This window comes from Paracoccus sp. IB05 (assembly GCF_016405985.1).
Lineage (GTDB): Bacteria > Pseudomonadota > Alphaproteobacteria > Rhodobacterales > Rhodobacteraceae > Pseudogemmobacter.
The window spans coordinates 55,605-66,331 of record NZ_JAEFCF010000030.1; the positions used below are offsets into that span (position 1 = coordinate 55,605).

Annotated in this window: 15 protein-coding genes and 1 pseudogene; 5 read left to right on the top strand and 11 right to left on the bottom strand. The window is 62.7% G+C overall.

Features of this window, described 5'->3' with window-relative positions; all coding sequences use genetic code 11:
* From JC607_RS17895 to JC607_RS17915, 5 genes are read right to left on the bottom strand one after another with little or no spacing between them, the layout of a single operon-like run.
* Complete coding sequence (locus tag JC607_RS17895) at positions 1-618, bottom strand: DUF1365 family protein (RefSeq protein WP_198838255.1); 618 nt, start codon at positions 616-618, stop codon at positions 1-3.
* A 38-nt stretch (positions 619-656) separates the two neighbouring features.
* Positions 657-1,319 (bottom strand): TetR/AcrR family transcriptional regulator, encoded by a 663-nt coding sequence (locus JC607_RS17900; protein ID WP_198838256.1) that lies wholly within the window; start codon positions 1,317-1,319, stop codon positions 657-659.
* A gap of 15 nt (positions 1,320-1,334) precedes the next feature.
* Entirely contained in the window at positions 1,335-1,715 is a 381-nt protein-coding gene (locus tag JC607_RS17905) for a thioesterase family protein (protein WP_198838257.1), read from the bottom strand.
* Positions 1,712-2,641, bottom strand: a complete 930-nt coding sequence (locus JC607_RS17910; protein WP_198838258.1) for a 3-keto-5-aminohexanoate cleavage protein — start codon at positions 2,639-2,641, stop codon at positions 1,712-1,714. The genes JC607_RS17905 and JC607_RS17910 overlap by 4 nt, the downstream gene beginning before the upstream one ends.
* A 47-nt stretch (positions 2,642-2,688) precedes the next feature.
* A complete protein-coding gene (locus JC607_RS17915; protein ID WP_198838259.1) occupies positions 2,689-3,474 on the bottom strand; it encodes an SDR family NAD(P)-dependent oxidoreductase in 786 nt (261 codons plus the stop codon).
* Positions 3,475-3,568: 94 nt separating this feature from the next.
* Between JC607_RS17915 and JC607_RS17920 the strand changes: the two genes are divergently transcribed.
* The 5 genes from JC607_RS17920 (at position 3,569) to JC607_RS17940 (ending at position 7,777) form a co-directional block, all read left to right on the top strand.
* Positions 3,569-4,249, top strand: a complete 681-nt coding sequence (locus JC607_RS17920; protein WP_198838260.1) for an amino acid ABC transporter permease — start codon at positions 3,569-3,571, stop codon at positions 4,247-4,249.
* The gene (locus JC607_RS17925; RefSeq protein ID WP_198838261.1) at positions 4,249-4,887 is read left to right on the top strand and encodes an amino acid ABC transporter permease; all 639 of its coding nucleotides are present in this window, start codon (positions 4,249-4,251) and stop codon (positions 4,885-4,887) included. Before JC607_RS17920 ends, JC607_RS17925 begins: the two co-directional genes overlap by 1 nt.
* 10 nt (positions 4,888-4,897) lie before the next feature.
* The gene (locus JC607_RS17930; protein WP_198838262.1) at positions 4,898-5,626 is read left to right on the top strand and encodes an amino acid ABC transporter ATP-binding protein; all 729 of its coding nucleotides are present in this window, start codon (positions 4,898-4,900) and stop codon (positions 5,624-5,626) included.
* A 30-nt stretch (positions 5,627-5,656) separates the two neighbouring features.
* Positions 5,657-6,469: a transporter substrate-binding domain-containing protein gene (locus tag JC607_RS17935; protein ID WP_198838263.1), complete on the top strand. Its 813-nt coding sequence runs from the start codon at positions 5,657-5,659 to the stop codon at positions 6,467-6,469.
* 132 nt (positions 6,470-6,601) lie between these two features.
* Entirely contained in the window at positions 6,602-7,777 is a 1,176-nt protein-coding gene (locus JC607_RS17940) for a M20 aminoacylase family protein (RefSeq protein WP_233092984.1), read from the top strand.
* Between the two features lie 77 nt (positions 7,778-7,854).
* Here JC607_RS17940 and JC607_RS17945 read toward each other — a convergent pair whose 3' ends face one another.
* The 6 genes and pseudogenes from JC607_RS17945 to JC607_RS25475 form a co-directional block, all read right to left on the bottom strand.
* Positions 7,855-8,283: a hypothetical protein gene (locus tag JC607_RS17945; RefSeq protein WP_198838264.1), complete on the bottom strand. Its 429-nt coding sequence runs from the start codon at positions 8,281-8,283 to the stop codon at positions 7,855-7,857.
* Positions 8,276-8,929, bottom strand: a complete 654-nt coding sequence (locus JC607_RS17950; protein WP_198838265.1) for a hypothetical protein — start codon at positions 8,927-8,929, stop codon at positions 8,276-8,278. The genes JC607_RS17945 and JC607_RS17950 overlap by 8 nt, the downstream gene beginning before the upstream one ends.
* Positions 8,893-9,315, bottom strand: coding sequence for an ATP-binding cassette domain-containing protein (locus JC607_RS17955; protein ID WP_198838266.1), 423 nt, complete (start codon positions 9,313-9,315; stop codon positions 8,893-8,895). Before JC607_RS17955 ends, JC607_RS17950 begins: the two co-directional genes overlap by 37 nt.
* A gap of 4 nt (positions 9,316-9,319) precedes the next feature.
* Entirely contained in the window at positions 9,320-9,913 is a 594-nt protein-coding gene (locus tag JC607_RS17960) for a substrate-binding domain-containing protein (protein WP_198838267.1), read from the bottom strand.
* 227 nt (positions 9,914-10,140) lie between these two features.
* Positions 10,141-10,407, bottom strand: a complete 267-nt coding sequence (locus JC607_RS26145; RefSeq protein ID WP_198838271.1) for a rhodanese-like domain-containing protein — start codon at positions 10,405-10,407, stop codon at positions 10,141-10,143.
* Positions 10,404-10,727 (bottom strand): annotated as a pseudogene (locus JC607_RS25475) (hypothetical protein); the annotation flags it as partial. The gene JC607_RS26145 and the pseudogene JC607_RS25475, both read right to left, overlap by 4 nt.

Genomic DNA, 10,727 nt, shown 5'->3' on the forward strand with positions numbered 1-10,727 from the left:
TCAGGGGGCGCAGGGGGCAGGCGGCGGTAAGCGGCGTCTTTGAGGCGCAGGCGCAGCGCCTGCCAGTAGATCAGAGCGAGGATCCGCAGCGGCGCCACCGGGTCGGCGGAAGGCGGCTTCCAGCAGGCCAGACTGGCGCAGGGACCTGGGGGTGGCTTCCATCCCGGCAAACAGACCTTCAGCGCCGTTACTATAGCTGATCATGACGCAGATATGGTCGCGGGTCACATCAAAGCGGAACTCATACTGTCCCGCCACGTCCTGAAAGGGCGAGACGTGAAAGACCTTCACGGCCCGCGTGCGGTCCTCCCGGTCAATGGGCATAAATCCGGGCCGGTGACACAGATAGGAATGCCGCTGGCCGAAGGTGTTGTTGACCCCGGCGATCACGGCCAACAGATCATCGCCGCGCAGGACCAGCCAGAAGCTGACCGGGTTGAACCAGAAACCAAGGAACCTTGGCAGCGCCATCAGCGCCAGGGTCATCGCACCCTCGCGGCGCAGACCCGCCTGCCCCAGCACCTCCCAGGCCCATGCAGCGCCTTTGCCATTCCCCCGGGGGCCGCGCCGGGTGCCTGTCTGGGCGGAAACCTGTGACAGATGCCAGGCGCCGCGCACGAAAACCGGATCCTGGCGGGGAACTTGGGCGGCTGGCCTCAGATCTGAACGGATTGCGGCTCTGCCGCGTCGATTTCGGCAAGATGCGCCAGAAGGACCGGCAGAGCGGTGGTCTTCCAGGCCAGCCAGGCCTCTTCCAGTTCCACCGCGCTGCGGGTCTTTTTCAAGGTCGCCAGACCGCGCAGGAAAATCGCAAAAGTCCCGTCGAGGAGGAGCAGGATACGCTTGTCCTGCAAGGCCGCCGCGCCGAAGGCCAGTTCATACATCCGCTTTTGCAAAGCGCGCTGCGAGATTGCGTAGTGATGCATCCGCGTGCCGAGCTCGGGATTGGTGCGCGCAGCCAGCAGCAATTCCCCCACCACTTCGAAAATGCGCCCCATGGCGACGAGGCGCAGCTGCTCCAGCGCGGCATCGGCGCGGGCGGGCATATCGCGCGGCAGTTCCGCCATGCGCACCTCATATTCCGCGACACTGCGCTGGAACAGGGCATCAACCGACGCGGCCAGCAGATCCTCACGCGTGCCGAAATGATGCAGATGCGCCCCATGGGTCACGCCGGCCCGGGCCGAGATCGCGGCAATGGTGACTTTCTGATAGCCACTTTCCCAAAGCTGCTCGATGGCGGCATCGATCAGCTTTTGCCGGGTCATCAGGCTGCGCAACTGGGGCGGACGGGCCTTTTCGGTCTTTCGCGGTGCCATACTCACTTCCGGGTGTCAGGTCAGACAGGACTTTTGTGCCCCTGAAAGGGCCGATGAAACACCTTTGCGCGGATCGACCTGCACCAGAACCGACAGACCCGAGGCGACCAGAAGGTCATCTTCGAAGATCTCATGCGACATGTCAAAAGAGCTGTTGCCGATCCGGCTGACAACGGAACGGGTGACAAGGCAGCGTGCTGCGACCGGCTGGGCGTGAAAATCGACGCGCAAAGAGACCAGGCGCCATTCGACATCCGGGGCCTGCGGAATGCCGGCCAGAAAATCCAGCCGTGCATCCTCGATCAGTTCCGCCAGTTTCAGGCTGTTGACATGACCCATCGCATCGCGGTCGGCAAAGCGCAGCAGCGCTTCGCGGCTGTGGCGGGGGGCGCTCATGCCGCGACGCCGATCCGGGGCCGCATATTGAACGCCGCGCGCACATCCGCCGGGCTTGCCAGTTTGATGTTCAGCTTGTCGAGGATCTCGCCGATCAGATTGACCTGTTCGGCATTGGATTTCGCGAGCTCGCCCTTGCGGATATAAAGCGCATCCTCCAGCCCGACCCGGACGCCGCCGCCGCGACAGGCCGAGGCGGTGCCAAAGGCCATCTGCTGACGGCCTGCGGCCAGCACCGACATATAGTAATCATCCCCGAACAGCCGTTCTGCCGTTTCATAGAAATGCTCGAGATGGCTCGGATGGACGCCGACGCCGCCAAGAAAGCCGAAGATGAACTGCACCATCATCGGGCCGCGGATAATGCCCTGATCGCGCAGGTATTTCAGGTTGTAGAGATGCCCGACATCATAGCATTCACATTCAAAGACCACGCCCTCGGCCCCGAGTTCAGTCACGATATCTTCCAGCACCTGGAAGGAGTTGACCGAATATTTCGACTTGGACTCGAGCAGGAACCGCTCTTCCCAGTCATATTGCCAGTCCTTTTTCTTGCCCGCCATCAGATGGAAGCCGAAATTGATCGATCCCATATTAAGCGAGACCATGTCAGGCGACATGGCCCGCGCGGCGGCGAGCCTTTCGTCCATGGTCATGCCGGGTGCGCCGCCGGTGGTGATATTGACCACCGCATCGCAGCGCGCCCGGATCCCCGGCACGAACTGGCCATAGACCGCCGGATCGGCGGTGGGACGGCCATCATCCAGACGGGCGTGAAGATGCACGACGGCGGCGCCGGCAGCATGGGCCTCGACGGCGGAATCCTCGATCTGTTTCGGGGTGATCGGCAGATAGGGCGACATGCTCGGGGTGTGGACACCCCCCGTCACCGCGCAGCTGATGATGGTCTTGTTGAACTTGAACATTCGGCATTCCTTGTTGCGGCGAAGCGCGGGATCAGACGTTTTGCCGCTCAGGTGCGGGCGAAGGGGGCGACCATTTCACTGGAATAGCCCTCGAAATTACCACAGACGGCCAGTTTCTGGCCGCTGACATGACGCGCCTCATCCGAGAGCAGGAAGCGCACGCTTTTCGCGATATCCTCGCCGCTGACCATGGTTTTCAGCGAGGTGCGCGCGGTGAATTCCGCAATGGCCTCGTCAAAGCTGATGCCACGCGTCTCGGCCTGCGCCTGAGCCACGGCTTCGATTCTGACGCCCTCGACGATACCGGGCACCACGACATTCGAGCGGATGCCCCAGGGGCCAAGTTCCATCGCCATGGTCTCGGACAACATTTCCAGCGCGGCTTTCGACACGACATAGGGCGCGCGCTGCGGAAAACCGTTGCGGGTACAGGCCGAGGAAATCGACACGATCGCTCCGCGCCTTTGCTTTTTCATTACGGGTGAAACGTTCTTGATCAGAATCGCGGCGGAAATCACATTGATCCCCAGCACGCGCTGCCAGTCTTCGGCAGAGATGGAATCGATCAGACCGGTTGGCCCTGCGATCCCGGCACAATTCACCAGCCCCTCAATCGGCAATGGGCCTGCGGCAAGCTCGGCGACAAGCGCCTCGACCTGCGCAGAATCACCCACATCGCAAGGGTAATGCAGAATCCCCGCCCCCGGTTCTGCCGGCGCATTGAATGGGTCCAGCGCCACGGCTGTGCCACCCTGAGCCGCGATTTCACGACAGATCGCAAGACCGATCCCTGCGCCCCCTGCCGAGACGATGTAGTAGCCCTGACGAAGCATCTTCCCGTCCTAAAAAATTATTCTTGTAATGTTTTGCTTGACTAGATCGGGCGCGTCAACAATTCTGTTTCAAAAAATGAACCAGGAGGTGACGGTGGAATTTGGTGTGGTCCTCGACCATTTGCCGCTGCTTGTCGGCGGGGCGCTGCGCGGCGTGCTATACGCGGTGGGGGGCTTTGTCATCGGCATCGCCTGTGCGGCGCTGATCATCCTTGGCCGTATGGCCTGGGGTCGTTGGGTGACCATCCCCAGCCAGATCTTTGTCGAGATCGTCCGCAACACGCCCTTTCTGTTACAGGCCTTCTTCCTTTACTTCGGCCTCGCGAAACTCGGGGTGATGATGCCGGGCTATGTCGCCGCGATCATCATCGTGACCTTCAATTCCGCCGCCTATGCGACCGAGATCCTGCGCTCGGGCATGCTCGGTATTCCGAAAGGACTGCTTGAAGCCGGCGACTCGCTTGGCTTCACCGCCCTGCAGCAATTCCGCTATGTCGTGGCGCGGCCGATGCTGCGTGCGGCACTGCCGGCGCTGAGCGGCCAGTTCATCATCATCATGCTGAACACCTCGCTTCTGTCGGCCATCGCCATTCCCGAGCTGAATTACGAAGCCTCGAACCTCGCCTCGACCAGCTTTCGCCCCTTCGAGGTCTATGTCGTCGTGGCTGTGATCTATCTGACGCTCTCATCGGTCTTTGCCGGGCTCTTCGCGCTGATCAGAAGGCGTGTCAGCGGCAGCTGGGGCAGCGAGCGCCGCATGCAGGATATCGTCTGATGCGTGAATTCAGCCAGAATCATATGATCCTGATCCTTCAGGGCCTGGGCTGGACTATGGCCCTGACCCTCGCTGCGATGATCTTTGGCGGCATTCTGGGCCTGCTGGTCGCGGTCCTGCGCAGCTCGCCCAATCGCTGGGTCTCGCTGCCCTCGGCTGTCCTGATCCGGCTTTTCCAGGGCATCCCGCTGGTGGTCGTGATCTTCATGATCTACTTCGGCATCGCCCGGACCGGCTATAATGTCTCGCCCTTTGTCGCCTGTGCCGTGGGGCTGTCACTGTTCGCGGCGGCCTTTCTGGGAGAGATCTGGCGCGGGGCGCTGCTTGCCATTCCGCGGGCCCAGTGGGAATCCGCTGACAGCCTCGGCATGACCAGCTTTCAGATGCTGCGCATCGCCATCCTGCCGCAGGCGCTCAGGCTTTCGGCCCCGGCGACGGTGGGTTTTCTGGTGCAGCTGGTAAAGGCCACCTCGGTCTGTTCGATGGTCGGCTTTGTCGAGCTGATGCGGGCCGGCCAGATGGTCAATGGCACTACCTTTGACAGTTTCCGCGTCTTCGGCATCGTCGCGGCGCTCTATCTGCTGATCAACCTGCCCATGTCCTTCGCGGCGAAGCGCCTCGAAAAGCTGAAGCTCTGAGAGAGGGCCCATGTCACTCATCGAACTGAACGCCGTCACGAAATCCTACGGCTCCCATCAGGTGATCTATGATGCCACGCTGTCCATTGCTGCGGGCGAGGTGATTGCGCTGATCGGAAAAAGCGGCTCCGGCAAGAGCACACTCCTGCGCTGTCTGAACGGGCTGGAGCAGATTTCGGGCGGCAGCCTGAGGATTGCCGGCACACCGATCAGCTATGAAAAGGCGAAGCTGCGCGCCTTGCGCCGCAAGGTCGCGATCGTTTTTCAGGGCTATAATCTCTTTCCGCATCTGACGGTCGAGGACAATGTCGCGCTTGCGCCGCGCGTCACCGGCAAGGCGAGCGGCACCGAGGCGCTGAAGCTGGCACATCGCTATCTCGAACGCGTCGGGCTGGCCGACAAATTCCGCGCCCATCCGCGCGATCTGTCGGGCGGTCAGCAGCAACGCGTGGCCATTGCGCGCGCCCTTGCCGTGCAGCCCGAGATCCTGCTGCTTGATGAGGTGACGGCGGCGCTTGATCCCGAACTGGTGGGCGAGGTGCTCACGGTGCTGGGCGAACTGGCGGAACAGGGCCTGACCATGGTTCTTGTGACCCATGAGATCGCCTTTGCCCGCAGGGCTGCCAACCGCATTGCCTTCATGCATCAGGGGCGGTTGCACGAGGTCGGCCCGGCAGAGGCAACGATCAGTCAGCCACGGACCGCCGAGCTGCAGAAGTTTCTTTCGGCTGTCCGCTGACAACCAATAACAGGGAAGATGGAGATTAAGATGATCAGACAATTCAGCAGGGTCGCAGCCGGTGCCATGATCGGTCTGGGCCTGGTCCTCGGGGCGGGAATGGCCGCGGCAGAGGATCTGCCGGCCATTCTGGAAAAGAAAAAGATCGTGATCGGGGTGCAGAATGACCTGCCGCCCTATAGCCTGATCGGCGATGCGAACCAGCCGGTCGGCCTTGATATCGACGTGGCCGAGGAAATCGGCAAACGTCTCGGGGTCGACGTCGAGCTGGTGGTGCTGACCGGGGCCAACCGTGTGCCCTATCTGATCTCGAACCGGGTTGATGCAGTGGTCGCGACCATTGGCATCACGCCCGAACGCCGCGAGGCTATTGGCTTCACCCGCCCCTATCTGGTGTTCCGCACCGTCATGGTGGCGCCGAAGGATCTTGATGTGACCAGCAATGAAACCATCGGCGACAGGGTTGTGGGCGTGACCCGCGGCACCATGATGGATCCGCTGATCACCAATGGTGCGCCCGCAGGCACCAATATCCAGCGCTTTGACGATGATGCGACGACCTCGGTCGCGCTTGTCACCGGTCAGGTCGACATGATCCCGACCGGCGAGGCGATCGTCATGGAAGTGATCCGCCAGAACCCCGCGCGCAATCTGGAGATCAAATATGTCATGGCCAGCACCTATGCCGGCATCGGCGTGAACAAGGACAATACCGCGCTGGTGGAAAAGCTGGACGAGGTGGTCACCGCGATGGAGGCCGATGGCAGCCTTGGCGCGATCTATCTGAAATGGATCGGCAATGAGATGCCCGACCTGCCCAAATCGCTGGATGAGCTGAACTAAGCCGGAAACGGCCGCTTGCGGCGCGCCTGCGCGCCCTCGCCCCATCGCAGTTGCACCCTCGCATTTGCCCTGTCGCAGTTGCGGTGCCGCAACTCTGGCGGGGCATTTGTTTTCCTGCCGGAGACCTCACTGATGACCACTGCCTTGCCGGACCTCCTTGCCGATGGCGCTGCCGAAATGCGCAGCTGGCTGCGCGCGCTGCATCAGATGCCGGAACTCGGCTATGAGGAGCATAAAAGCGCGGCCTTCGTGGCGGCGCGGCTTGGCGAGATGGGGCTTGAGCCGGTGACCGGCATCGGCGGCACCGGCGTAGTCGCGGTGCTGAAGGGCCAGGGGCTGGCGCCCCCGATCGGATTGCGGGCCGATATGGATGCGTTGCCAATTGAGGAAGCCAGCGGCCTTGACTGGGCCTCGCGCGTGCCCGGCGTCATGCATGCCTGCGGCCATGACGGCCATATGGCAATGCTGCTGGGCGCGGCCCGTTATCTGACCGACCGGCAGCTGACCAAGGCCCCGCCGCCCGGCGATGTCGTCTTCCTCTTTCAGCCCGCCGAGGAAACCGGCGCCGGCGCGGCCGCAATGATCCGCGACGGGCTGTTTGACCGCTTTGATATCCCGGCGATTTACGGGCTGCACAACTGGCCGGGGCTGGAGTTTGGCCGCTTTCTTGCCTGTGACGGGGCGCAGATGGCCGCCGTCGATCGTTTTGACATCACCCTGACCGGCACGGGGTGCCATGCCGCCATGCCGCATCTGGGGCGCGATGCCCTGCTGGGGGCAAGCCAGCTGCATCAGCTCTTGCAGGGGATCGTGGCGCGCAATGCTGATCCGCTTGACAGCGCGGTGGTCTCGGTCACCCAGATCCATGGCGGCGAAGCCTATAATGTGCTGCCGGAAACCGTGGTGATGCGTGGCTGCACCCGCAGTCTCAGCGCCGAAATGCGCGATCTGATCGAGGCGAGGATGCGGGGCATCAGCGCCGGGCTGGCCGCGAGCCTCGATCTGAAAATCACGCTCGACTATCACCGCGGCTATCCGGTCACCCAAAACAGCGCGCAGGAAGCCGGTCTGGCGCGCGAGACCGCGCGCCGCGTGCTTGGGCCCGCTTCTGTCGATCCTGCGCCGAAACCCTCGCTGGCCTCTGAGGATTTCGCTTATTTCCTGGAGAACCGCCCGGGCTGCTACGGCTTTCTCGGGGCAGGCCCCGGGGCAGCACTGCACAGCCCGCGCTACCGTTTCAACGAAGACCTTCTGCCGGTCGGCGCGGCCTGGTGGGTGGGTCTGGCACAGCGGGTGGCGCTGGTCTGACCCCCCGGTCGCGATTTCTACGCCGGGGGGCCGTTTCAGCTGGTCGGGCAGAACTTGGGGCGCGTTTCAGAGCGGTGTTACACGCTCTCCTTGCGGCGATACTGCGGATCATCCAGCCTGATCACCGTGATGAACCCCGGCAGGGCCCGGATCGCCGGATATGGCTCCAGCGGGATATCCCCCATAGGGGCCAGCGCGCCGGCGAGGATCACGACAAGGATGATGAGGATTGGCGCAGTGATCCCGAAATTCACCACCCTGGACAGGACGGCCGCCATCAGCAGGATGATCGAGCCGACCGAGAGGTCGATGCTGCCCATCAGGATGACCAGCGTCGCGCCAAGCGCCACCAGCAAAAGGATCCCGACCGGGCTGAGACAGGATTTCGCCCGCAGCGCGAAAAACAGGATCAGTGCCGCCCTCAGCGCGATGGGCAAAAGATTTCCCGGCCGCAGCTGCCAGAGCCAGGGGCGGGCATGCCGCAAGGTAAGACTATGATCAGACATGGATATTTCCTGGCAGACTGGCCAGCGGCGCTGACGCGATCGCTGACGGAATTGCGGTTGGTGACAGACCCGCCGGGATCATATCGGAAACGATCTCGGCCTCTGCTGGCTCTGCCGGCGGCGGAGCGGCGATGTCGCGGGTGATCCTGCCTTTGACCATGACGAGGATATGGTCCGAGAGGCCGATCAGCTCGGGCAGGTCATCCCTGACGATCAATACAGCGATGCCGCCCTGGGCACCGTTTTGCAGATCGCCAAGGTGGAAATTCGCGCCGCGCTCGCGTCCGACAATCAGCCGGTGCAGGTCAGGCTCTGTCAGGCCCTGAACCGGCTGATCCGTCACCAGATCGCCGTCTTTCAGCACCACGACCCGGTCGCAGCTGCGCAGCACCTCGCCCAGGCTGTGCAAGACGAAGACCACCCCTGCCCCGCCGCGCAGCCGCTCCAGCAGATGCAGGAAATTCTCTTCTTGGCTCTGGTCCGGCGCGGTGGTCGGCTCGTCGAAGAGAATCACCGGATCTGGAATATCCAGCCGGTCCGCCAGCGCCACGGCCCGCGCGATGTCGAGGCTCTGGCGCAGGCCGGGGGCCAGATCACCCACCCGTTTCGTCACCGGGATCGTGGCCAGATTGCCGCTGGCCAGCACCTCGCGCAGGCCTCCTCCATAGAGCGCCTGTCGAGAAGGCCCGCCGCATTGCGAAACAGGCTTTCCCAGCCGAACCAGAGGTTCTGCGCCACCGTCAGAGTGCCGATCAGTGCCGGATCCTGGAAGACACGGAAGATCCCGCGTTGATTGGCCTCACGGTAACTGCGCGGTGTGATCAACGCGCCATTCCTGCGGATCTCCCCGGCGTCTTTGGTCACGACGCCGGAGAGGATATTGAGAAGCGTGCTTTTCCCCGCACCATTCTCGCCCGGAAGGCCGATGATCTCACCGCGCCTGAGGGAAAATGACACATCGGTCAAAACCCTGTGGCCACCATAGCTTTTGGCGATGCCGGTCAGCTCCGGCAAAGGGGATGCGGGTGCCATCGGCTCAGCCCGCCAGCGGAGATTTGTCGAGCAGCTTGATCTTAGAGTGAGCCTTGAACTGCTGGACGATCCGCTCGTAAGAGCCGTCTTCACGGCCTTTCACATATTCCTCGGGATAGGTGTAGCCCTCGGGCTTTGGCTGATTGATCCATTGCTCGTCGATATCGCTCGGGATCAGTTCATATTGCGGGTCCCAGTCCTCGGGCCTTTTCACCCGCGAGATTTTGGTCGCATCGAAATGGGTCTCGACCGGCGCGTCGATGTAACGCTCGATATAGGCAACGATATTGTCTTTGGTCAGGATCTCGGCGCGGATTGCCGCAATCGCGCCGGTCGCGGTATCGTCATTCTGCACGATGATGCCATGGGTATCGGGGAAGCGCGACAGCAGTGCAGCCGCCGCCTTCTGCGATTGCTCGGGCGTCCAGTCGCCGGGCAGTTCACCGGCAAAGGTGATGCCGGGATATTCTGCGATGACCTTATCGGCGCCTGTACTGCGCATCATATCCGAACTGTCATTCAGCAACCCGCCGGCACGCATAATGGTGCCTTCGCCGCCAGGCGCCTCTGTCAGAACACGGGTCACCTTCGATGCCAAGCTGTTTTGCGGCGGCGTTGAAGGCCTCGGCGATCTGCCGCGAAAGCGTTGCGGCATAGCTGAAAGGGGTGAATCCGATGCGCTGCGCCGTCTGGGCGCGCAACGGGCGGGCACCAAGGGTTGGCAGCAGGGCCGCAGCAGCCCCTGCCTGCAAAAGCGCACGTCTGGAGGGCCCACCGGCAGTGGGACGAGTAACTCTGGTCATCATTCTGCCTTTGGTTTGATGGTTATCGGGAAAGGGGCGTCAGGAATGGGCCCCCTGTCTGGGTTCCGGCCCGGGCCCAGGCGCCGGTCTCAAGCGGCAGATCAGGATCCGCCGTCCATTCGGTCAGCGATCCGTCATGGACCGCCACATCGTCCCGCCCGAGCGTGGCCAGGGCCAGGGCTTCGACCGAAGCTGCAATGCCACTGCCGCAATAGGTGATGGTGCGCCTTGACGGATCCAGCGCGCCGACCCGGCTGAAATGCGCCCTGAGCGCGTCGGGCGATTTCAGCTTGCCGGGCGGCGGCGGGCGGTGAACTGTACGGGCGGAAAATGGGTTTCACCCGCTTCAACCGGCCGCCCCTCGCGCCGCCATTGCGCAAGGCCGCCATCAAGCACCGCCACATTGTGAAAGCCTTCGATCGAACTGGCCGCCCATGGCGAGGAGCCGCTGAAATGCGAAACCATCGCCCGGGCCAAGGCGATGCCGCTGAACTTTCTCGTCAATATCCGCAATGAGCTGAAGCGGGCCGGGCTGAAGCACAGCCAGCGCGGTACTGAATAGCCCCATGTTTCGTGGACGCCTTCTTCGCTAACTTTGAGGCAAGGAGG